Consider the following 22,541-nt stretch of genomic DNA (forward strand, 5'->3'; position numbering starts at 1 on the left):
GGCCCCAGACCCGAGTACGTCCCGTACGAGCGCCTGGGGCCGGCACGCCGAGAGCACGCACCTGACGCCGCGCGGCCGCCCTTCGGGCGACGACGTGTCAGACAGGACCTAGCCCCGGAAGTCCGCCGGCCGCTGCGGTGACGCCTGCGCCAGGGCCCTCGTCACCCCCTCGACGCCTTCCTGGAGGCCGTAGACGGGGGTGCCGGGCTGCTGGTGCCAGGAGTCGTCGATGCCGCCCGCGTCGACGGTGTCGAAGCCCAGCTCGTCGATCAGGTCCCGGACGATCCGCTTGGCCGCCTCGTCGTCGCCGGCGACCGGGAGTGCCATGCGCTCCGGGTCCCCCGCGGGGCGGGGGCGGTCGAGGAGGTCCTGGGCATAGGTGCCGTTGAATGCCTTGACGACCGGGTGGCCGAGGTGCCGTTCGGTCCAGCGGCTCTCGGTGAGGCCGTCGTCCTCGATGGCCGCGATCCGGCCGTCGCGCTGCTGCGGGTAGTAGTTCCCGGTGTCGATCACCGCGACGCCCTCGGCGGCGCCGTCCAGCAGGCCGGAGGGGAGGTCCGGGACCGCCTTCAGGGGGACGGTGACGATCACGACCTGCGCGCCCTTGGCCGCCTCCGTTGCGGGTACCGGGGTGGCGCCGGTCTCCTCGGCCAGTGCCGCGAGGGTCTCGGGACCGCGCGAGTTGGCCACGGACACGTCGTGGCCGAGGGCGGTGAGCCGCCGGGTGAGGTTGCCGCCGATGTTGCCCGCACCGATGATGCCGATCTTCATGACATGCCCTCCGGAGTCGATGCATGCATGTGCATGCGTTCGTACGGTGGCGTCAACCGGGCACGGCCGGGGCGTATTCCGCCGCCGCGGCAACCGGGTGAGCGGCCCCCGCACCCAGGGGCCGCAGGGGCATGACGAAGGGGGCGCCCCGCCCGCTCCCGGCGGGAAGAGCGCCCCCTCACGGGTACGTCACTTGCTCAGGTAGGCCCAGAACTCGTCGAACGACAGGACCTTGTCGCCGTTGAGGTCACGCGTCTTGATGACGGCCTCCGCCACGGTGTCGGTGACGTTCCAGTCACCCGCCTGAGCCAGGGCGGACTTGAACTCCGCGGCGGTGATGAATCCGTCACCGTCCGCATCGATCCGCTGGAACTGCTTGCGTGCTTCCTCGATGTCCGCCACCGATCCGCCCCTTTTTTCGTGTTTCTCATTGCCGAGCTGGCGTACTGACGCTGGTCAGATTAACGGCCCCGCCGAGCCCGGAGTGCGGCGGCCACCCGGCCGGCCCCGGCCCGGCGTCAGCGGAAGATGCCGGTGTGCCCGAGGGAGTAGCGGCCGGGTTGCGGATAGACGGCGAGGCCGTGCGGGCCGCTGCCGACCTTGATGCGGGCCAGCTGGGCCCCGGTGCGGGTGTCGATGGCGTACACCTCGGCGTTGTAGCGGCCGGACAGCCACAGGACCTTGCCGTCGGACGAGACGCCGCCCATGTCGGGGCTGCCGCCGCCGGGCAGGTGCCACTTCTTGGTGAGCCGGCCGGCGGCGAAGTCGAAGATCGAGATGGTGCCCTCACCCCGGTTGGAGATGTACATCTCGCGGGAGTCCCGGCTGATGTACAGGCCGTGGGCGCCCTTGCCGGTGGCGAGCAGCTCGGGCCGGGTGAATCTGTCCCCGTCGAGCACCCACACCCCGTCGGCCACCATGTCCGCGATGTAGAACCGCTTGCCGTCCGGCGAGAGCTTGACGTCCTGCGGCATGGCGCCGTGCAGCGGCAGCTTCTCCTGGGCGACGACCTCCATCCGCGCGGTGTCGACCTTGAGGAGCTCGCCGCTGAACTCGCAGGAGACGATGAAGTAGCGGCCGTCGACGGAGAAGTCGGCGTGGTTGACGCCGTAGCAGCTGACCGGCACGGACTTGACGACCTTCATGGTGTGCGCGTCGCGGAAGACGAGCTGCCGGTCCATGGAGGCCATCACGACCGCGTACTTGCCGTCGGGGGTGAAGTACAGGTTGTAGGGGTCGTGCACGTCGACCGGCTTTCCGGCCTTGCCGGTCCGCGGGTCGATCGGGGTGAGGCTGTTGCCGAGGTCGTTGTTGACCCAGAGGGTCTTCAGGTCCCAGGACGGCACGACGTGCTGGGGCTGGCGGCCGACCGGGATGGTCTCGAGGATCCGGTAGGTCGCGGGGTCGATGACGGTGACGGTGTTCGAGTTGGTGTTGGGGACGTACACCCGCGACGGGAAGTCCCTGACGGTCGGGGAGAGCCGGCCCGGGCGGTCGGCGGAGTAGATGTCGGTCGGATCCTCCACGGGCGGCATCCCGGGCAGCACGCTCACCAGAGCCTGCTTCACCTTCGGCTGGACCGGTGCCCTGCTGGCGAGGGCCTCGTCCTCGTGGTGCCCGCCGCCGCACGCGGACAGCAGCGTCAGGGCGGTGAGTGCGGCGCCTGCGGCCAGCAGGCGGGCGGCATGGGTGGTTCGCATCAGCTCAGCAGCTCCGTGGTGGTGACCGCGCGCAGTCCGCGGCGGTCGAGTTCGTGGAGGAGGTCGGGCAGGGCGGCGACCGTGTCCCGGTAACCGAAGTGCAGGCTCACCACCGATCCGTTCCGCACGTCGGCGAGGACCTTGCGGGTGACGGCGGCGGCGCCGGGGGCGGTGTAGTCGAGCGAGTCGACGTCGTACGACAGCACGTGCGGGTAGCCGGCGGCCTGGGCCAGCCGCGCGACGAGCGGGGAGGCGGTGGGCGCCCGGGAGGGGCGGAACCAGGTGCCGATGGATCCGGTGAGCCGCCGGAGCCGGCCGGCGCAGTCGGTGATCTCCTTGCGGGCGTCGGCCTCGGCGAGGGTGTTGACGGCGATGTGCCGCTCGGTGTGATTGCCGAGGTCGTGGCCGCCGTCGAGGATGCGCCGGGCGACGTCCGGGTGCTCGTCCAGCCAGGTGCCGACGGCGAGCACGGTGAGGCGGGCGCCCCGTTTCTCCGCCTCGCTCAGCAGCGAGTGGGCCAGGGCGGGGTCGCCCTGGCCGTGGAAGGTGAGGGCGACCTGCGGACGGGTGCGCGGGCCGTGGGTGATCTGGACCGGCTGCCCGGGGTAGGCGCGGGGGGCCGGGGCGGCCCGGGGGGTGGCTGCGGAGTGGCCGGGGGCACGGGCGGCGGACGCGGACGCCGAGGCCGGGGCGGGGGGCGGTGCGGCCTGGCCCGAGCCGCAACCGGCGGCGAGCGCGCCGCCGGCGACGAGCCCGGCGCCCGCGCGCAGCACCTCGCGTCGGTTGGTGGTGGTCACGCCCACCATTTAAGGGGTGATGGGTAAGAAATCCGCCGATTAGTCGCTTTGGGGGATGGCGTCGGGTCGTGCGGTCGCGGGGCGGGGCCGTGAGGGCGAGCGGTGACCGGGAGGCCCGGGGTGGACGGTCGCGCACCCGCCCACTCGCCGCCTGCTCAGCGGTCGGCGACCCGCATCTCGAACCAGGTCGTCTTGCCGCGCGGGAGCAGGTCCACGCCCCACCGGTCGGAGAGCTTGTCCACGAGGAAGAGCCCGCGGCCGCTGACGTCCGTCTCCTGGACCGGCATCAGACACGGCAGCCCGCGCGAGGGGTCCCGGACCTCCACCCGGATCCAGCCGGGACGGCGCCGCATCCGCAGGCCGAAGACCCGGGCCCCGGTGTGCCGTACGGCGTTGCCGACGACTTCGGACACGAGCAGGACGACGTCCTCGGTCAGCTTGGGAGACAGCCGCCAGGTGCGCAGGACGACGATCTGGGCGAGCCGGCGCGCGCTGGCGGCGGACTCGGGGCGGGACGGCAGCGGCACCTCCGCCTCCGTCGGGTTGCCGAACAGTTCCAGCGCCTTGAGCGCCTGTTCGTCCTCGACCGCCGGCGACCAGCGCGCCGCGGTCGCACGGCTGTGTCCCCGCGGCTGCTCGATGCCCTCCAGCCCCGCCATGCCCCCATGATGGCGGGCCGCCGACGACTTGGGGGCCGTTCCGGAGGAATACGCCCCCCACACGCCCCCGTTCCGGGCAGGTCGTCCGTCATATGCCAAGGGCATACCGGGGTCCGGTACACCCCCGGCGACCTGCGGCGACGGCTCACTTCCGGGCAATCGTCAGGCTCCCTCGACAAGCCAGGCTTAAGGTTGCGTTAAGGCTCCCATAAACCGCCCCATCGGGGGACCCGGATGAGACATCGCGTCAACTGCAAGTGTCTCGGGCCGAGTTACGCGAAAGTTCACATCGGCGGGCTCAGCGGAACTTGGCCTTGCCGGGCCCTTCCTCCACGAAGCTGCGCATGCCCAGCTCGCGGTCCTCGGTGGCGAACAGGCCGGCGAACCAGTTCCGTTCGACGGTGAGTCCGGTGTCGATGTCGGTCTCCAGACCGGTGTCGACCGACTCCTTCGCCGCGCGCAGCGCGATCGCCGGGCCCTGGGCGAGCCCGGCGGCCCAGGCGCGCGCCTGCTCGTACACCTCGGCGGCCGGCACGACGCGGTCCACCAGGCCGAGGGCCAGGGCCTCGTCGGCGCGGACCTGACGGCCCGTGAAGATCAGGTCCTTGGCCTTGGAGGGGCCGATCAGGCGGGGCAGCCGCTGGGTGCCGCCGGCGCCGGGGATGAGGCCGAGCAGGATCTCGGGCTGGCCGAGCTTGGCGTTGTCGGCGGCGATGCGGTAGTCGGCGCACAGGGCCAGTTCGCAGCCGCCGCCGAGGGCGTAGCCGGTGATCGCGGCGACGACGGGCTTGGGGATGCGGGCCACGGCGGTGAAGGAGTCCTGCAGGGCACGGGCGCGCGCGACCATGCCCGCGTGGTCCATGTTCTGCATCTCCTTGATGTCCGCGCCCGCCGCGAACACCCGCTCGCCGCCGTAGATCACCACGGCACGCACGTCGTCGCGGCGCGTGGCCTCCTCGGCGAGCTCCTTCAGCCGGTCCTGCGTGGCGATGTCCAACGCGTTCATCGGCGGCCGGTCAAGACGCAGGACTCCCACGCCTTCGGCGACTTCGAGATTGACGGTCATGCAGGCAGGTTAACGGGGACTAACGCCGACGGGCCCGGTGCCGTTCCTCACAGCACCGGGCCCGTACACCGGGGACGGGTCACTTCTTCCAGTCGGCCCAGGACATGTTCCAGCCGTTGAGGCCGTTGTCGGGGTCCACCGTGCGGTCGTCGGAGTTCTTGACGACGACCACGTCGCCGATCATCGAGTGGTTGAAGAACCAGGCCGCCGGGACGCTCTTGCTGTAGCCGCCGCGCACGTCCCGCAGGCCGACGCAGCCGTGGCTGGCGTTGAAGTTGCCGAAGGCGCCGCCGCCCCAGTAGTTGCCGTGGATGAAGGTGCCGGAGGTGGTGAGGCGGATGGCGTGCGGGACGTCCTTGATGTCGTACTCGCCGCCGTAACCGACGGTCTCGCCGTTCATCCGGGTGACGGTCAGCTTCTCGCTCATGACCATCTGGCCGTTCCAGGTGGCGTAGCCGGGCTTGCCGGTCGTGACCGGGATCGTCTTGACGACCTTGCCGTCCTGGGTGACCTTCATCGTGTGCTTCTTGGCGTCCACGACGGAGACCTGGTTGCGGCCGATGGTGAACTTCAGGGTCTTGTGCTGCTTGCCGTAGACCCCGTCACGGCCCTCGACGCCGTCCAGGTTCAGGTCGACGGTGACCTTGGTGCCGGTCTTCCAGTACTTCTCGGGCCGGAAGTCCAGGCGGTCGTTGCCGAACCAGTGCCCCTCGACGTCGACGGCCGGTTCGGTCTTGACCGTGATGGCCCTCTCGACGTCCTGGGGCTTGGTTATGCCCCGGGTGAAGTGGACGGAGAAGGGCATCCCGACGCCGACGGTGGAGCCGTCCTCGGGGGTGAAGTAGCCGACGAAGGTGTTCTTCGGAGTCAGCGTGGTGAAGCTGGAGTCCTCGGCGGCCTTGCGGCCCTCGGAGTCCTCGGCGACCGCGTGCACCGTGTACTTGGTGCCGGCGGCCAGGTGGGTCGACGGCGTCCAGGAGGCGCCGCCGGTTATCCTGCCGTCGACCTTCGCGCCCTTGGCGTCCTCGACCGTGACCTCGGTCAGCTTGCCCTTGGCGACGTCGACCTTCACGGCGTCGGTGGTGTCGACGCCCGTGGCACCGGACTTGGGGGTGATGGTGACGGCTGCGGCCGACTGCTTGTCCCGGGCGCCGCCCTTGCCCCCGCCGTCGCCCGGACCGGAACCGGAACCGCCGCCCCCGCCGCACGCCGTGAGCGCCAGCAGCAGCGCGCCGGCCACCAGCGCCGGCCCCTTGCGGCCTATGCCCCGCCCCACAACCGATGCCCCCGATATCGGCCGCACGTTCAAGTTGTTCTCCCCTCACAGGCCCAGGTCAGGCCATGCCCCGGCGCGTCCCGCGCGCACATTGGGGCATGGTATCCGCCGGGTTTTGGGCGTGGTGTCAGGCGAATGTCACCGTTCCGTCGCAACTTCCGCCGTCCACCGGCACCGTGAACCCCGCCCCTCACCTCCTGCTTCTACCCAGCGGACGGAGAGCCGAGCCGCCGGGAGCCGAGCCGAGCCGCTGAGAGCCGTACCGCCGGAGAGCCGAGCCGCCGGGAGCCGTACCGCCGGAGAGCCGTACCGCCGGGCGGCCGGTCACGGCCGGGTGCCGCCCGGCGGGCCGCCCGGCGGGCCGCCCACAACCGCGTGACCGGCGGGCCCGGCGCCCGGGTCACTTCAGCGCGCTGCCCGCCCGCCAGTCCTTCCAGGTCATGTTCCAGCCGCCGAGGCCGTTGTCGGGGGCGACGGTCTTGTCCTTGCTGTTGACGACCTCGATGACGTCGCCGACGAGGCTCCGGTCGAAGAACCAGCCAGCGGGGGTGTCCGAGCTGCCGCCCTTGACGTCCGTCAGGCCCACGCAGCCATGGCTGACGTTCTCCCGGCCGGGGGCGTCCGGGTTCCAGTAGTTGCCGTGCAGGAAGGTGCCCGAGTCGGTGAGCTTCATGGCGTGCGGCACGTCGGGGATGTCGTACTCGCCGCCGAAACCGACGGTTCGGCTGTTCATGCGGGTGACCTCCAGCATGTCCATCACCACCATCTTCCCGTTGTAGCTCGGGTGTTTGGGGGCGCCCGCCGTGATGGGGACGGTGGCGAGCAGCTGTCCGTCGCGCCGTACGTCCATGGTGTGCTTGGCCGCGTCGACCAGCGAGACCTGACTGCGTCCGACGGTGAAGGAGAAGGTCTTGTCCTGCAGGCCGTAGATGCCGCGCGCGCCCTCGACGTCCCGCAGGTCCAGGTCGACGGTGACCTCGGTGCCGGGCTTCCAGTAGTGCTCGGGGCGGAAGTCCAGACGGCCCTTGCCGAACCAGTGGGGCCGGATCTCGACGGGCGGCCGCGCCGTGACGTGCACGGCGCGTTCGACGGCGGCGCGGTCGGCGATCTCCTGGCTGAAGGAGAGGGAGACGATCATCCCGGTGCCGACGACGGCCCGGTTCTCGGGGGTGACGTAGGCGATGAACCGCTGGTCGGGGACGTAGGTGGTGAACGTGGTGTGCCGGGCGGAGCGGCGGCCCCGGGCGTCCAGGGCGACCACGTCGACGGTGTACTCGGCGGCGAGCGCCAGCCGGTCGTCGTCCGGCCGCCAGCTCAGTCCGTCCTCGCTGACGTGCCCGCGGACCGGGAAGTCCTGCGCGTCCTGCGTCTTGACGACGGTCACCTTCTCCAGGCGCCCGCCCGGCACCCGCACCCGCAGCCGGTCGCCGGGCCGTACGGCCTTGCCACCGTCCTCGGGGGTCACCCGGATGACGTCCTCGGGAGCCGGGCGTCCGCCCAGCGCCCCGCCCATGCCCAGCGGTCCTGGGCCGTCCGGGGAACAGCCGGCCAGCAGCCCTGTCCCCATCACTACCGCCGCCAGCGCGGCCCACGCGCGCCACGCGCGTCCTTGTACGTGCCTCACGCGGGGCTCAACGACGGGGCGGCTCCGGGGAAACGTGAGTGCGACGCACGCACTGGGCAGAACAGAGGGAAGGACGACACGTTGGGGAGCCGCCGCGCCCGCGCCGGAGCCGTCGGGGCGCAGCTGTGCCGGGTGGCCGAGGGTGCCGACAGGCATGCCCGGCCGCCGGGCGCGGCGGACTGCGCCGCCCCCGGGCGAGGCACGGGAAGAGGGGCCGACAGGTGACGAGCGCAGCCGAGCAGCGGGCACCGGCCGGGGAGCCGGCCGGGAGCGGGCAACCGGCGGCGGTGAACGGCTCGCGGCGGGCCGTACCGCCCGCCCCGGCCGTGTGGCCGGGTGCGCCGACCCCGCTGGGGGCCCGGTTCCGGGTCGGCCCGGACGGGGTCGCGGGCACCAACTTCGCGCTGTGGGCGGCCGGGGCGGAGGCGGTCCTGGTGTGCCTGTTCGACGAGCGGGGCCGGGAGGCGCGGGTCGCGCTGACCGAGCTGACGCACGAGATCTGGCACGGCTTCGTGCCGGGCGTGATGCCGGGGCAGCGGTACGGCTACCGGGTGGACGGCCGCTGGGACCCGTGGACCGGCGCCCGCTGGAATCCGGCCAAGCTGCTGCTGGACCCCTACGCCCGGGCGGTGGACGGTGAGTTCCGGCTGCCGCCCGAGGTGTACGGGCACGTCCGTGACTGGCCGGAACAGCAGGTCGCGGACACCGTGCGGGACGAGCGCGACTCGGCGCCGCACGTGCCGAAGGGGGTCGTCGTCCACGATGACGACGACTGGTCGGACGACCGGCGCCCCAAGACGCCGTGGGCCGACTCGGTCATCTACGAACTGCACGTGCGCGGTTTCACCAAACTGCACCCCGGCGTCCCCGAGGAGCTGCGCGGCACCTACGCCGGGCTGGCGCACCCGGCCGCGATCGAGCACCTGGTGCACCTCGGCGTCACGGCCGTGGAGCTGCTGCCCGTGCACCAGTTCGCGCACGAGGACCACCTCCTGCGCCGGGGCCTGAAGAACCACTGGGGCTACAACTCCATCGGCTACTTCGCCCCGCACGCGGCCTACGCGGCCTCCGGTACGACGGGGCAGCAGGTCGGCGAGTTCAAGCGGATGGTGCGCGCCCTGCACGCGGCCGGCATCGAGGTCATCCTCGACGTGGTCTACAACCACACCGCCGAGGCCGGCGAGCTGGGGCCGACCCTGTCCCTGAAGGGCATCGACAACCGGGGCTACTACCGGCTCCAGCCGGACGCCCGCCGGTACGCCGACTACACCGGCTGCGGCAACACCCTGCACGTCGTCCAGCCCCAGGTGCTGCGGCTGATCACCGACTCGCTGCGCTACTGGGTCACGGAGATGGGCGTCGACGGTTTCCGCTTCGACCTCGCGGCGGCGCTGGCCCGCTCGATGCACGACGTCGACATGCTCTCCCCGTTCCTCGCGGTCATCGCCCAGGATCCGGTGCTGCGCCGGGTGAAGCTGATCGCCGAGCCCTGGGACATCGGTTCGGGCGGCTACCAGGTCGGCGCGTTCCCGCCGCTGTGGACGGAGTGGAACGACCGCTACCGCAACGCGGTACGGGACTTCTGGCGGCACGCCCTGCCGGACGTGCGGGAGATGGGCTACCGCCTCTCCGGCTCCAGCGACCTGTACGCCTGGGGCGGCCGGCGCCCGTACGCCTCGGTCAACTTCGTCACCGCGCACGACGGTTTCACCCTGCGCGACCTGGTCTCCTACGAGCGCAAGCACAACGAGGCCAACGGCGAGAACAACCGGGACGGCACGGACGACAACCGCTCCTGGAACTGCGGCACGGAGGGCGAGACCGACGACGAGCGGGTGCGGGCGCTGCGGCGACGGCAGCTGCGGAACCTGCTCACCACCCTGCTGCTGTCCACCGGCGTGCCCATGCTGGTCGCCGGTGACGAGCTGGGCCGTACCCAGCGCGGCAACAACAACGCCTACTGCCAGGACAACGAGATCGGCTGGCTGGACTGGTCGCTGCTGCAGGACCCCGGCTGGCGGGCGCTGTTCGAGCTGACCTCGCGGCTGATCGCGCTGCGCCACCGGCATCCGGTGCTGCGCCGGCGGGCCTTCTTCTCCGGCCGGTCGCAGACCGCGGACGGACTGCGGGACCTGGCCTGGTTCACCTCGCGGGGCGCGGAGATGACCGAGCTCGACTGGTACGCGCCCGCGGCCACGCTCGGCATGTACCTGTCGGGGCGGGACATCCCGGGCCGGGACGAGCGGGGGGCGGCGGTCCTGGACGACAGCTTCCTCGCGGTGCTGCACGCGGGCGACCGGCCGACCGGCTTCGTCCTGCCCGGGCCGCCGTGGGCCGAGCGGTACGAGGTGGTCGTGGACACGTCGCGGGAGGAGCAGGCCGAGGCACCGGGCACGGTCCACCGGGCGGGCACCCGGATCACGGTCCCGGCCCGGGCGGTACTGCTGCTGAGGGTCGCCTGAACCGGCCCCGCCGCCGGTGCGGGAGACTGCCCCGAGCCGGTGCGCGGCCTGTGCGTGACGCAGGTCACGTCCGGGGGGTGCAGCAGGGGGCGGGGTCCAGGGCCTTACTCCTGGTGTAGGCAGCCGGCGAGAACGAGGACCGTGGGGATGGAGCAGACCAGGGCCGGTGAGTACGACGCGTTCGTGGCGGCCCGCTGGTCGGTGTTGTTCCATCTGGCCCGTCTGCTCACCGGAGGGGATCGGCACCGGGCCGAGGACCTGTTGCAGGAGTCCTTGGTCAAGCTGTGGTTCGTCTGGGCGAAGGTCGCCGACGAAGCGCCGGAGGCGTATGTCCGCAAAGTGCTGGCGCGGGCCGCGGCCCGATCGGCCCGGCGGCGCTGGTGGGGCGAGCGGCCCGTGGAGGAGCTGCCCGAAGTGGCGGCGGACGGCGACGTGTCGGCGGCCGTGGCCGAGCGTTCCCGGCTGGAGGCCGCGCTCGCGCAGCTGACGCCGCAGCAGCGGGCCGCCGTGGTCCTGCGCTACTACCAGGACCTGCCCGACCGGCAGGTCGCGGAGATCCTGGGCTGCCCGGCGGGCACGGCCCGGTCCCACGCCGCGCGCGGGGTGGCCCGGCTGCGCGGGCTCCTGGCCGACGTCATCGAGCCGGTGGGGTGAGGGAGGACCCATGGACCGCATGGAGCATCTGGACGACGTGGCTCGCACGGAGCGCCTGGATCCCGGCGATGACCCGGAGTACCGGGACCACTTCGAGCGGCAGCTGACGCAGCTGATGCACACCCGGGAACAGGTGTCCTTCGGCCCCGGTCAGCGGAACCGGCTGCGCGCACGGGTGGTGGCGCGCCGCCGGGTGCGGGCCGCGCGCCGGGCCGCCGGCTGCGTGCTGGCGGTGGCGGGGCTGGGCGCCGGGCTGTTCCTGTGGCCGCACGGCCACACCGACGACCGGCCCAGCGCGCCGCGTCCCCGTCCCCTGGTCAGCCCGACCTCCGGCCCGGGCCCGTCACCGACGCCGTCCGGGGCGGCGAGCGGGCCGCCGTCGTCGTCGCCGACGACCCAGCCGCCACCGGACGCCGGCGCGACGACCTCCGACCCGCCGTCCAGCCCCGGGAGCACGGCCACGACCGGCCGGTATCCGCCGTCGGCCACGGCGACCTCCTCGGAAGGGGCGGTCTCCTCGGAAGGGACCGTCTCCCCGGACGAGACCACCACGGCGCCGGCCACCGTCTCGCCGTCGGGCATCCCGCCCTCGGCGACCAGCCGGAGTGGCTGACGCCCGCCGCCCGCCGCCCTCCCTGCCCCGGGCTGAAGTCAGCCACCCACCGGCCGCCACCCTCCCAGCCCCCGGGCTGAAGTCAGCCACCCGCCGCCCCCTGCCCTCGGGCTGACGCCCGCCACCCGCTGCCCGCTGCCCCCTGCCCTCGCATGCCCGACATACCGGAACAAACGGGGATCAACATGACTCACATCCGACCGAGCCGACCAGCGGTCCCGGCACCGGCACCACCGCGCGCCCCTGTGCCGACGCAAGCGGGCGAGCCCGTACTGGACCTGGTCGTGCCGGTGTTCAACGAGGAGAAGGACCTCGGCCCGAACGTACGGCGGCTGCACACGCATCTGCGGGAGACCTTCCCCTATCCGTTCCGGATCACCGTCGCCGACAACGCGAGCACCGACCGCACCCCGCGCATCGCCGCCCGGCTCGCCGCGGAGCTGCCCGAGGTGACCTCGCTCCGGCTGCCCGAGAAGGGCCGCGGCCGGGCGCTGCGGGCGGCCTGGTCGGGCTCGGCGGCGCCCGTGCTGGCCTACCTCGACGTGGACCTGTCCACCGGACTCACCGCGCTGCTGCCGCTGGTCGCCCCGCTGATATCGGGCCACTCCGACCTGGCCATCGGCACCCGGCTCGCCCCCGGCGCGCGGGTGGTGCGCGGGACCAAGCGCGAGGTCATATCCCGCTGTTACAACGTCCTGCTGCGCTGCACCCTCGCCGTCGGCTTCTCCGACGCGCAGTGCGGGTTCAAGGCGGTGCGCCGCGAGGCCGCCGAACGGCTGCTGCCGCAGGTGCGGGACGGGGGGTGGTTCTTCGACACCGAACTGCTGGTGCTCGCCGAGCGGGCGGGCCTGCGGATCCACGAGGTCCCGGTGGACTGGGTCGACGACCCGGACAGCAGCGTGGACCTCCTCGCCACCGCGCTGGCCGACCTGCGCGGGATCGCCCGGATGCGCCGGGACCTGGCCCGCCGCCGGCCGCGTGGCGAAGCGGTGCCCTCATGACCGCGACCCTGCCCGGCACGCAGGCGCCGGCCGCCCGGGCCGAGCCCGGCGCCCGGCTGCGGGCGGCCGGGCGCCGGCACGGGCCCGTGCTCGCCCTGTTCGGCGCGCTGAAGCTGGCCGGCTTCTGCTCCTTCATGTACCTGCTGTCCTCCGCCGGGGACTACCGCACCAAGCACCCCCGGTTCGGCGGCGGAGCGCACCCGTGGGACGTGCTGGCCACCTGGGACGGCTGGTGGTACCAGCAGATCGCCCTGCACGGCTACGACCCCAGGCTCGTCCCGGTCCCGGGCGCCACCGGCCTGATCACGCTGGAGGGCAACTCGGCGGCGTTCTTCCCGCTGTACCCGGCCCTGATGCGGCTGACCTCCGCCGTCACCGGGCTCGGCTCCTATGGTGCGGGGCTGGTCGTCTCGGTCGCCGCCTCCTTCGCGGCCGCCCTCGGCATCTACGCCGTCGCCGAGCGGCTCGGCGGCCGGCGGGCCGGATTCGCCGCGGCCGGGCTGTGGGCGGTGTGGCCGGGCTCCGGTGTGGAGTGGGCGGTCTACTCCGACTCCCTCTACGTGGCCCTGGCCGCCTGGGCCTGCCACGCCCTCATGACCCGCCGCTGGCTCGGCGCCGGGATCCTCACCTTCACGGCCGGCCTCAACCGGCCGACGGCCGCGGCTCTGATCGCCGCGCTCGCCGTCGCCGCGCTGCTCGCCCTGCGCCGCCGCGAGGACTCCGCCCTGCACCCCCTGCTCGCGCTCGCCCTGGCCCCGCTCGGCCTGATCGGCTATCTGCTGTGGGTCGGCGACCGCATGGGCGACCTGGGCGGCTACTTCAAGCTGCAGTCGGGCGCCTGGGCGCACAGCTTCGACTACGGCAAGCAGACGTTCGACGTGCTGACGTCCGTGCCGATCGGCCGCTTCGACTATCTGTTCGCCTTCCCCTTCGCGGACGTCATCAGCGTCTGCGTGATCCTGCTGGCGATCGCGCTGCTGCCCCTGTTGCTGCGGCTGCGCCCGCCGGCCGTGCTGGTCGTGTACACCGTCCTCACGCTCGCGCTGGTCCTCGGCAGCCAGCAGATCGTCGCCAACATCTCCCGCTATCTGCTGCCGTGCTTCCCGCTGTTCCTGCCGCTCGCGCTCGGGATGCGCCGGCTGAGCCTGCCCGTGCAGTGCACGCTGCTCGGCATCGCGGCCCTCGCCTCCGGCTCGTACGCCGGATACGCCCTGTTCGAGCTGGGGGTGCCGTGATCCGGCGGTAGCGGCCCCGCCCGCGGCCGGCACACCTAGGCCAGGCTCTCCCGCCACGCCCTGTGCAGGTCGGCGAATCCGCCCTCGCCGGCGATGAGTTCGTCCGGGTGCCCGTCCTCGACGATCCGGCCGTGTTCCATCACGAGCACCCGGTCCGCGATCTCCACGGTGGACAGCCGGTGGGCGATCACCACCGCCGTACGGCCCCGCAGCACCGTCGACATCGCCCGCTGCACGGCCCGCTCGCCGGGGATGTCCAGCGAGCTGGTCGCCTCGTCCAGGATCAGCACCGCCGGGTCGGCGAGCAACGCGCGGGCGAACGCCACCAGTTGGCGCTGCCCGGCGGAGATGCGGCCGCCGCGCTTGCGGACGTCGGTGTCGTAGCCGTCGGGCAGGGCGGTGATGAACTCGTGGGCGCCGATCGCCTTCGCGGCCCGCTCGATCTCCTCCCGGGTGGCGTCGGGGCGGCCGACGGCGATGTTGTCCGCGACCGTGCCGGAGAACAGGAACGCCTCCTGGGTCACCATCACGACCCCGCGCCGCAGTTCGGTCACGGGCAGCTCGCGCAGGTCGACCCCGTCCAGCAGCACGCGCCCCTCGGAGGGGTCGTAGAACCGGGCCAGGAGCTTGGCCAGGGTCGACTTGCCGGCGCCGGTGGTGCCGACGACGGCGACGGTCTGCCCGGCCGGCAGGGTCAGGTCGAAGCGGGGCAGCACCTCGCCGCCCGTGCGGTAGGCGAAGCTGACGCCGTCGAAGACCACCTCGCGGCCCGGGAAGTCGCCCGCGTGCGGCGGCAGTTCACGGGGCGCCGCCGGCTCGGGCACGGTCGGCGTCTGCGCCAGCAGCCCGGCGATCTTCTCCAGGGAGGCGGCCGCCGACTGGTAGGAGTTCAGGAACATGCCGAGCCGGTCGATGGGGTCGTACAGCCGGCGCAGATACAGCACCGCCGCCGCCAGCACCCCCAGCTCCAGCGTGCCCGACGCCACCCGGTAGGCGCCCCACAGCACGATCCCCGCGACCGCCGTGTTGGCGACCAGCCGGGATCCCACCACATAGCGGGCCATCTCCAGCAGCGCGTCCCCGTTGGTCCGCTCGTGCCGCTCGTTGAGGACGGCGAACTCGGCCTCGTTCGCGGCCTCCCGGCGGAAGGCGCGCACCGGGCGGATGCCGTTCATCGTCTCCACGAACCTCACGATCACCGAGGCGATGGCCGTGGACCGCACGCGGAACACCCGCCCCGCGCGCCGCCGGTAGGAGCGCACCAGCAGGTAGAGCGGCACGAAGGAGGCCGCCGCGACGGCGCCCAGACCCAGGTCCAGCCAGAGCAGCAGCGCCGAGATGTAGACGAAGGACAGCACCACGGTCACCAGCTCCTGGAGACCCTCGTCGAGGAGTTCCCGCAGCGACTCGACGTCCGTGGTGGAGCGGGAGATCAGCCGGCCCGAGGTGTACCGCTCGTGGAAGTCGATGCTCAGCGCCTGGGCGTGCCGGAAGATCCGGCCGCGCAGGTCGAGCAGCACGTCCTGGCTGACCCGCGCGGACTGCTCGATGAACGCGAACTGCAGCGCGCCGGAGGCGAGGCCGCACAGCAGATAGCCGACGGCGACCGCGATGAGCGGGCCGTGCCGGTGGTCACGGAACGCCGGTACGGCGCTGTCGATGGCGTACGCCACCAGCAGCGGGCCCACCTGCGCGGCCGCCTGCTGCAGCAGGAGCAGGAGCGTGGTGAAGGCGGCGCGGGCCTTCCTGGGCGCGAGCAGCGAGCGCAACAGGGCCGAGGTGGCGCCGGGCGGGGTGGGCAGGACGTCCCGGTCGAAGGGGTCGCCGGCGTCCTGCGGGCCGCTGTGCTCGTCGTCCTCGGCGACGGCCGGGGTGGCGGCGGTCGTGGTGGTCAACGGGGGTCCTCCTGGTCACCGGACATCAGACGGGCGTACTCGGCGTTGTCGCGCAGCAGTTCCTGGTGCGTGCCGACGGCGGCGATCCGGCCGCCGGACAGCAGGGCGACCCGGTCCGCGAGCAGCACGGTGGACGGGCGGTGGGCCACGATCAGGGCGGTGGTGTCGGCGAGGACCCGGCGCAGCGCCGCCTCGACGGCGGCCTCCGTGTGCACGTCCAGGGCGGACAGCGGGTCGTCCAGCACCAGGAACTCCGGCCGGCCGACCACCGCGCGGGCCAGCGCGAGGCGCTGGCGCTGGCCGCCGGAGAGGCTGAGTCCCTGCTCGCCGACGCGGGTGCCGGTGCCCTGCGGGAGCGCGTGCGCGAACTCGGCCTGCGCGATGGCGAGCGCCCGGTCGAGGTCCGCCTTCCCGACACCGCCCACGGCTCCCATGAGGACGTTCTCGCCGACGGTCGTGGAGAAGAGCGTGGGTTCCTCGAAGGCCATGGCGACCCTCGCCCGGAGTTCCTCGCGGGGCATCTGCGTGATGTCGGCGCCGTTGAGGGTGATACGGCCGGAGGTGACCTCGTGCAGCCGCGGGACGAGTGCGGTGAGCGTCGTCTTGCCGCTGCCGGTGGCACCGACCAGGGCCATGGACTCACCGGGGCGGATGTGCAGGTCGACGCCGGTGAGGAGCGGCGGGGAGCCGGGTGCGGCGTCCGGGTACCGGAACCGGACGTTCTCGAACCGGAGGCCGGCGATACTGTTAACGGTACTGGTGGCGGTGCGGGTACTGGTGGCCGTTCCGGTGCCGGTGGCGGATCCGGTACTGGTGGCCGTTCCGGTGCCGGTGGCAGACCCGGTGCCGGTCTCATTGCCGGTGCCGGTGCCGGTGCCGGTGGCGATGGCGGTGCCTCTGCTGGTGCTGGTGGCCGTTCCGGTGCCGGTGGCAGACCCGGTGCCGGCCTCATTGCCGGTGCCAGTGGCCATGGCGGTGCCACTGCTGGTGCTGGTGCCGGTGGAGGCGGCCATTCCGGTGCCGGTGGCCGTTCCGGTGCCGGTGGCCGTTCCGGTGCAGTCGGCGGGGCTGCCCAGGGCCGGGTCCTCCGGCTCCTCGTCCATCACCTCGAAGTACCTTTCCGTGGCCGTCGCCGCCTCCTGACTCATCGCCAGCAGGAAACCGATCGAGTCCACCGGCCACCGCAGCGCGAGTGCCGTGCTCAGGAAGGCGACCAGCGTGCCCGCCGACAGCTCTCCGTCGGCCACCTGGACCGTGCCGAGCACGAGCGCCGCCCCGATCGCCACCTCGGGCAGCGTGACGATGACACCCCAGATGGTGGCCAGCAGCCGCGCCTTGCGCAGTTCCGTGCCGCGCAGGGTGACCGACAGCGCGCGGAACGCCCGCGCCTGGCTGCGGTGGCGGCCGAAGCCCTTGATGATGCGGATGCCGAGCACGCTCTCCTCGACGAGCGTGGTCAGATCGCCGACCTGGTCCTGCGCGCGCCGGGCCGCGTCCGCGTAGCGCCGCTCGAAGACCACGCACGTCCACACCAGCGGGATCACCGGCCCGAGGAGGAGCAGGCCGAGACCCCAGTCCTGCAGCAGCATGATCGCCACACCGACGACGATGGTCACCCCGTTGACCAGCAGGAACGTCAGCGGGAAGGCGAGGAACATCCGCACCAGCATCAGGTCGGTCGTGCCCCTGGAGAGCAGTTGGCCGGACGACCAGCGGTCGTGGAAGGCCACGGGCAGCCGCTGGAGACGGTTGTACAGCGCCGTCCGCATCCGCGCCTCTACGTGCGACAGCGGGCGGGCCACGAGCCAGCGTCTTATGCCGAACAGGACGGCCTCGGCGATGCCGAGCAGCAGCAGGTACAGCGCGCCGAGCCAGACGCCCGCCGGATCCCGGTCGGCGACCGGGCCGTCGACCATCCACTTCAGGACGAGCGGGAAGACCAGCCCGGTGCAGGACGCCACGACGGCGACGAACGCGGCGGTGAACAGCCGGGCGCGGACGGGACGGACGAACGGCCACAGCCGCAGCAGGGTGCGGACGGTGGACCGGTCCTCGGTGGTTGCACGTGTCGTGGGCATCAACGCGAGGGTACGGACCGGCACCGACAACGCCCACCGAGTTTCGGCCGGTACCGCCCCGCCGCTTCCCTGCGCCCCGTCGCGCGCGGGCGGTCGCAAAGGCGTCGTGCGCGGCGGCCGCAAAGGCGTCGCGCGCGGGCGGTCGCACGGGGGGCCGTACGGGCATCGCGTGTGACGGTCGCGCGCCGGGGCCGTACGGGCATCGCGTGCCGCGGTCGTCCGCGCCGGTGGCACGGGCATCGCGTGCCGCGGTCGCGCGCCGGTCGTAGGGCCGCATCAACCGATCGGACGATGCCGCTTCGAGCGGTCCTGCCGATGTGCCGGGCCCCGCCCGCCCGGGATCCTCGGTGCATGCCATCCGTCATCGAAGTCACCGGTCTGCGCAAGACCTACGGCGGCCGGGCCGCCGTGGACGGCGTGTCCTTCGCCGTCGAAGAGGGCGAGATCTTCGGGATCCTCGGCCCGAACGGCGCCGGCAAGACCACCACCGTCGAGTGCGTGGAGGGCCTGCGGGTCCCCGACGCCGGCCTGGTCCGGGTCGCCGGACTCGACCCCGCCGCCGACCGGGCGGCGCTCGCGCAGGTCCTCGGCGCCCAGCTCCAGCAGAGCGAGCTGCAGGCCAAGCTCACCGTGCGCGAGGCGCTGGAGCTGTACGCCTCCTTCTATCCCCACCCGGCCGACTGGCGGGCCCTCGCCGAACGGCTGGGCCTGACCGCACAGCTCGGCACCCGGTTCGGCCGGCTTTCCGGCGGGCAGCAGCAGCGCCTGTTCATCGCGCTGGCGCTCGTCGGCGGTCCACGGGTGGTGGTGCTGGACGAGCTGACCACCGGCCTCGACCCACGCGCCCGGCGCGACACCTGGCGGCTCATCGAGGACGTCCGCGCCGGCGGCGTCACCGTGCTGCTCGTCACGCACTTCATGGAGGAGGCGCAACGGCTCTGCGACCGCATCGCGGTCATCGACAAGGGCCGGATCGCCGCGCTGGACACACCAGCCGGTCTCATCCAGCGCTCGGCCGGCGCCACCGTCGTCTCCTTCACCCCGTCCGCGCCGTTGGACGAGCGGGAGCTTCGCGCGCTGCCCGCGCTCGCGTCCGTCGAGCGCAGGGACGGCCGGATCACCCTCACCGGCACCGACGAGACGGTCGACGCCGTCGTCTCGCTGCTCGCCCGCCTGCGGATCACCGCCCACCAGCTGCGGGTCACCGACGCCACCCTGGACGACGCGTTCCTCGACCTGACCGACGGCCCGTCGGACGCGATCACCGACGGCCTCACCAAGGAGGAAGCGGCATGAACACCGCAGTGCTGCGCACCGAGTTCCGCCTGTTCCGCCGCGAGCCGGCGGCCGTCTTCTGGATCTTCCTGTTCCCGACGCTGCTGCTGGCGATCCTCGGCTCGATCCCGTCCTTCCGTACGGCCGACACGTCGATGCACGGACTGCGGCCGATCGACGCGTACGTGCCGGTGGCCGTGCTGATCGCGCTCATCATGTCGGGGGTGCAGGGGCTGCCGCAGGTGCTCACCGGCTACCGGGAGCGGGGCATCCTGCGCCGGATGTCCGTCACCCCGGTGCGGCCCGCGGCGCTGCTGTCGGCGCAGATGGCCGTGCAGGGCGTGGTCGCGCTGGCCTCCGCGCTGCTCGCCGTCGTGGTCGGCCGGCTCGCCTTCCGGGTACGGCTGCCCGAGCAGCCGGCCGGCTACCTGCTGGCCCTCCTCCTCGCGGCGTCGGCCGCGCTCGCCCTCGGCAGCGTCGTCTCGGCGCTCTCGCGGACGACGAAGATCGCGAGCGCGGTCGGCTCGGCGGTGTTCTTCCCGATGATGTTCTGCGCGGGCGTGTGGCTGCCGGTCCAGTCCATGCCGCACGCGCTGGCGCGGGTGGTCCAGCTGACCCCGTTCGGCGCGGCGGCCCGGGCCCTGGACCAGGCCGCCGCCGGGCACTGGCCCGGCTGGGGCCACCTGGGCGTGCTCGCGCTGTGGACGGTGCTGCTGACGGCGGGGGCGGCCCGCCGGTTCCGCTGGGAGTGACCGCGTGGGAGGAAGCGGAGCCGTGCCGGAGACTGGGGGCATGACGAACGCCGTGGAGCCGCGCGGGGCCTCCTTCGACCACTGGGGGCCCTACGCCCTGCTCGCCGTGGGTGTCGTGACGGCGGCCGGCTCGGCCCGCGCGGTCGGTATGACGGCGGGCGAGATGTACGCGTCCGGTGCCCTGGTGGCCGCCGCCGTGCTGCTTCAACCGGCCTGGGGGCGGCTGACCCGGAACCGGCCGGTGCCCGGCCGGGCGAGTGCCTGGTGCTACTTCGTGCGCTGGGCCCTCGGGTTCGTCCTCACCTGGCTCAACCCGTTCTTCGCCTTCTACGCCGTCGTCGGCTACTACAGCGCCGGCCGGCAACTGCCGCGCCGGCTGGTGCTGCCCGGTTTCTGCCTCACCGCCCTGACCATGGCCGGCAGCGAGATCGGCGGCATGCCGCCGCACGGCACGATGGCCTGGCTGGGTCTGGTCGTGGTGTTCGCCGCCAACCTCGGGCTGGTCGCCCTGTTCTCCCGGTTCGCCGAGCAGGAGCAGGCACGGGCCCGCGTCCAGGCCGCGACCATCGCCGAACTGGAGCGCACCAACACGGCGTTGCAGCGGGCCCTGGACGAGAACGCCGCCCTGCACACCCAGCTCCTCGTCCAGGCGAGGGAGGCGGGCGTGGCCGACGAGCGGCGCCGGCTCGCCGCGGAGATCCACGACACCATCGCGCAGGGCCTGACCGGGATCATCGCCCAGCTGCAGGTCGTGACCGGCGCAGCGGACCTGGACACCGCCCGCACGCACCTCGAGCGCGCCTCGGCCCTCGCCCGGGATAGCCTCGGCGAGGCCCGCCGCTCGGTGCACAATCTGGCGCCGGTCGCGCTCGCCGCCGACACGCTGCCCGAGGCACTGCGGAAGACGGTCGGCGAATGGGGCGAACGCCTCGGTGTGCGCGCCGGTTTCACGGTCACCGGCACCACCGAGCAGCTGCACGACGAGGTCTCGGCGACCCTGCTGCGCATCGCCCAGGAGGCGCTGTCCAACGCGGGCCGGCACGCCCGTGCGAACCGGGTCGGGGTGACCCTGTCGTTCATGGGCGACGAGGTCACCCTCGACGTCCGCGACGACGGCACCGGCTTCGACCCGGCGGCCGTACCGACGCGCACCCGGACCAAGGGCTTCGGCCTGGACGGCATGCGGGCCCGCGCCGAACGGATCGCGGGCGCCCTCACCGTCGAGTCCGAGCCGGGACAGGGCACGGCGGTCTCCGTGCGCGTCCCGCTGGTGCGCGACGACCGGCACGGCGGTGCCGGGTCGCTCACCGCCGACACGCGATGAACCGGCGGATCCCCCACCGCCGGCACGCGATGAACCGGCGGGTCCCCCACCGCCGGCACGCGCCGAACGGCACGGCGGCCCGCGCGCCGTCGGCACGCGCTGAACGGCACGGCCCAGCGCCGGTCCGCCGCCCCGCTCGCCGTCGGCACGCGCCGAACGGCACGACCCATCGCCCACCGCCGGTCCGCCGCGCCGCTCGCCGTCGGCACGTGGTGGACGGCACGGCCCATCGCCCACCGCCGGTCCGCCGCCCCGCTCGCCGCCGGCACGCGCCGAACGGCACGACCCATCGCCCACCGCCGGTCCGCGGCGGCGGGCGCGGCGGGTCGCGTACCGTGGGTTCGCGATGAACGCCGAGACCACCGTGGTGCGCGATGACCACTGACCCCGAGATCTCCCTGCTGATCGTCGACGACCATCCGGTGGTCCGGGACGGTCTGCGCGGCATGTTCGAGTCGGCCCCCGGCTTCCGGGTGCTCGGGGAGGCCGCGAACGGGGTGGAGGCGGTCGAGCGGGCCGCCCGCCTGGACCCGGACGTCGTCCTGATGGACCTGCGCATGCCCGGCGGCTCCGGCGTGGACGCCATCCGTGAGCTGACGCGGCGCGGGGCCCGTGCCAAGGTCCTCGTCCTGACCACCTACGACACCGACTCCGACACGCTTCCCGCGATCGAGGCGGGCGCGACGGGCTACCTGCTCAAGGACGCCCCGCGCGACGAGCTGTTCACCGGTGTGCGGGCGGCCGCGGAGGGCCGTACGGTGCTCTCCCCCGCCGTCGCCTCCCGTCTGGTCCACGCGGTCCGCGCCCCCGGCAACGAGCCGCTGTCCGCACGCGAGCGCGAGGTGCTGGCCCTGGTCGCCAAGGGCACCTCCAACCGCGAGATCGCCCGCGAACTGTTCATCAGCGAGGCCACGGTGAAGACCCATCTCACCCACCTCTACGCCAAGCTCGGTGCCAAGGACCGGGCGGCGGCGGTGGCGGTGGCGTACGACCGGGGCATCCTCGGCTGACCGGCCGGCCCCGGCGGACCCCGGCCCCGGCCCCGGCACTGTCCGATCCCGTCCGCCCCCGGCACTCCGCGGCCCCGCCCGCCCGCGGCTTCCGGCCCATGCGGTTTCCGGCCCCGGCGGTTTCCGGCCCCGGCCGTTTCCGGCCCCGGCCGTTTCCGGCCGAGGCGCTCTTCGCCCCGGCGGCTTCCGGCCGAGGCGCTCTCCGGACCCGGCGGCTTCCGGCCCCCGCCGTTTCCGGCCGAGGCGCTCTTCGCCCCGGCGGCTTCCGGCCCCGATGGTTTCCGGCCGCCGCGGTCTCTCCTCTCCCGCACCGCCTCGCGCGCTCCCGGACCCGGCCCCGCTTTAATCG

Annotated in this window: 18 protein-coding genes and 1 pseudogene; 9 read left to right on the forward strand and 10 right to left on the reverse strand. The window is 73.3% G+C overall.

Translation table 11 applies throughout. The annotated features are described in order from the left end of the window. Nucleotides 1-108: 108 nt before the first annotated feature. The 8 genes from ABVB68_RS34715 to ABVB68_RS34750 all read right to left on the reverse strand — a co-directional run bounded on the left by ABVB68_RS34715 (nucleotide 109) and on the right by ABVB68_RS34750 (nucleotide 7,893). Nucleotides 109-771 (reverse strand): NADPH-dependent F420 reductase, encoded by a 663-nt coding sequence (locus ABVB68_RS34715; protein WP_353605193.1) that lies wholly within the window; start codon nucleotides 769-771, stop codon nucleotides 109-111. A gap of 189 nt (nucleotides 772-960) precedes the next feature. Further along, nucleotides 961-1,173: an EF-hand domain-containing protein gene (locus ABVB68_RS34720; RefSeq protein ID WP_353605194.1), complete on the reverse strand. Its 213-nt coding sequence runs from the start codon at nucleotides 1,171-1,173 to the stop codon at nucleotides 961-963. 116 nt (nucleotides 1,174-1,289) lie between these two features. Then, nucleotides 1,290-2,471: a YncE family protein gene (locus ABVB68_RS34725; protein ID WP_353605195.1), complete on the reverse strand. Its 1,182-nt coding sequence runs from the start codon at nucleotides 2,469-2,471 to the stop codon at nucleotides 1,290-1,292. Beyond that, nucleotides 2,471-3,277, reverse strand: coding sequence for a polysaccharide deacetylase family protein (locus ABVB68_RS34730; protein ID WP_353605196.1), 807 nt, complete (start codon nucleotides 3,275-3,277; stop codon nucleotides 2,471-2,473). The genes ABVB68_RS34725 and ABVB68_RS34730 overlap by 1 nt, the downstream gene beginning before the upstream one ends. 146 nt (nucleotides 3,278-3,423) lie before the next feature. Beyond that, the gene (locus ABVB68_RS34735) at nucleotides 3,424-3,927 is read right to left on the reverse strand and encodes an ATP-binding protein (protein ID WP_353605197.1); all 504 of its coding nucleotides are present in this window, start codon (nucleotides 3,925-3,927) and stop codon (nucleotides 3,424-3,426) included. A 298-nt stretch (nucleotides 3,928-4,225) separates the two neighbouring features. After that, nucleotides 4,226-4,993 carry an enoyl-CoA hydratase/isomerase family protein gene (locus ABVB68_RS34740; RefSeq protein WP_353605198.1) on the reverse strand — a complete coding sequence of 256 codons (768 nt, stop codon included), beginning with the start codon at nucleotides 4,991-4,993 and terminating at the stop codon, nucleotides 4,226-4,228. A gap of 79 nt (nucleotides 4,994-5,072) precedes the next feature. Continuing rightward, complete coding sequence (locus ABVB68_RS34745) at nucleotides 5,073-6,302, reverse strand: L,D-transpeptidase (RefSeq protein ID WP_503006517.1); 1,230 nt, start codon at nucleotides 6,300-6,302, stop codon at nucleotides 5,073-5,075. A gap of 367 nt (nucleotides 6,303-6,669) precedes the next feature. After that, nucleotides 6,670-7,893: a L,D-transpeptidase gene (locus ABVB68_RS34750; protein WP_353605199.1), complete on the reverse strand. Its 1,224-nt coding sequence runs from the start codon at nucleotides 7,891-7,893 to the stop codon at nucleotides 6,670-6,672. A 221-nt stretch (nucleotides 7,894-8,114) separates the two neighbouring features. On the opposite strand from ABVB68_RS34750, the gene glgX reads away from it, so the two are divergent. The 5 genes and pseudogenes from glgX (at nucleotide 8,115) to ABVB68_RS34775 (ending at nucleotide 13,858) form a co-directional block, all read left to right on the forward strand. Further along, nucleotides 8,115-10,355: a glycogen debranching protein GlgX gene (gene glgX / locus ABVB68_RS34755; protein WP_353605200.1), complete on the forward strand. Its 2,241-nt coding sequence runs from the start codon at nucleotides 8,115-8,117 to the stop codon at nucleotides 10,353-10,355. A gap of 147 nt (nucleotides 10,356-10,502) precedes the next feature. Then, the gene (locus ABVB68_RS34760; protein WP_353605201.1) at nucleotides 10,503-11,009 is read left to right on the forward strand and encodes a SigE family RNA polymerase sigma factor; all 507 of its coding nucleotides are present in this window, start codon (nucleotides 10,503-10,505) and stop codon (nucleotides 11,007-11,009) included. Between the two features lie 10 nt (nucleotides 11,010-11,019). Further along, nucleotides 11,020-11,622, forward strand: a complete 603-nt coding sequence (locus ABVB68_RS34765) for a hypothetical protein (RefSeq protein ID WP_353605202.1) — start codon at nucleotides 11,020-11,022, stop codon at nucleotides 11,620-11,622. A 185-nt stretch (nucleotides 11,623-11,807) separates the two neighbouring features. Beyond that, nucleotides 11,808-12,590: pseudogene (locus ABVB68_RS34770) on the forward strand (dolichyl-phosphate beta-glucosyltransferase); the annotation flags it as partial. Between the two features lie 29 nt (nucleotides 12,591-12,619). After that, the gene (locus ABVB68_RS34775) at nucleotides 12,620-13,858 is read left to right on the forward strand and encodes a putative hexosyltransferase (protein WP_353605203.1); all 1,239 of its coding nucleotides are present in this window, start codon (nucleotides 12,620-12,622) and stop codon (nucleotides 13,856-13,858) included. A 35-nt stretch (nucleotides 13,859-13,893) separates the two neighbouring features. On the opposite strand, the gene ABVB68_RS34780 is transcribed toward ABVB68_RS34775, so the two are convergent. Next, entirely contained in the window at nucleotides 13,894-15,753 is a 1,860-nt protein-coding gene (locus tag ABVB68_RS34780) for an ABC transporter ATP-binding protein (RefSeq protein ID WP_353605204.1), read from the reverse strand. After that, nucleotides 15,750-17,831 (reverse strand): ABC transporter ATP-binding protein, encoded by a 2,082-nt coding sequence (locus tag ABVB68_RS34785; protein ID WP_353605205.1) that lies wholly within the window; start codon nucleotides 17,829-17,831, stop codon nucleotides 15,750-15,752. Before ABVB68_RS34785 ends, ABVB68_RS34780 begins: the two co-directional genes overlap by 4 nt. A gap of 351 nt (nucleotides 17,832-18,182) precedes the next feature. Here ABVB68_RS34785 and ABVB68_RS34790 point away from each other — a divergent pair, with 351 nt between their 5' ends. The 4 genes from ABVB68_RS34790 (at nucleotide 18,183) to ABVB68_RS34805 (ending at nucleotide 22,192) form a co-directional block, all read left to right on the forward strand. Further along, a complete protein-coding gene (locus tag ABVB68_RS34790; RefSeq protein WP_353605206.1) occupies nucleotides 18,183-19,127 on the forward strand; it encodes an ABC transporter ATP-binding protein in 945 nt (314 codons plus the stop codon). Continuing rightward, nucleotides 19,124-19,858: an ABC transporter permease gene (locus ABVB68_RS34795; RefSeq protein WP_353605207.1), complete on the forward strand. Its 735-nt coding sequence runs from the start codon at nucleotides 19,124-19,126 to the stop codon at nucleotides 19,856-19,858. The genes ABVB68_RS34790 and ABVB68_RS34795 overlap by 4 nt, the downstream gene beginning before the upstream one ends. Nucleotides 19,859-19,898: 40 nt before the next feature. Continuing rightward, entirely contained in the window at nucleotides 19,899-21,182 is a 1,284-nt protein-coding gene (locus ABVB68_RS34800; RefSeq protein ID WP_353605208.1) for a sensor histidine kinase, read from the forward strand. Between the two features lie 374 nt (nucleotides 21,183-21,556). Then, a complete protein-coding gene (locus ABVB68_RS34805; RefSeq protein ID WP_353605209.1) occupies nucleotides 21,557-22,192 on the forward strand; it encodes a response regulator in 636 nt (211 codons plus the stop codon). Nucleotides 22,193-22,541: the final 349 nt, after the last annotated feature.

The organism is Streptomyces sp. NPDC096012 (assembly GCF_040426375.1).
Classification (GTDB): Bacteria; Actinomycetota; Actinomycetes; order Streptomycetales; family Streptomycetaceae; genus Streptomyces.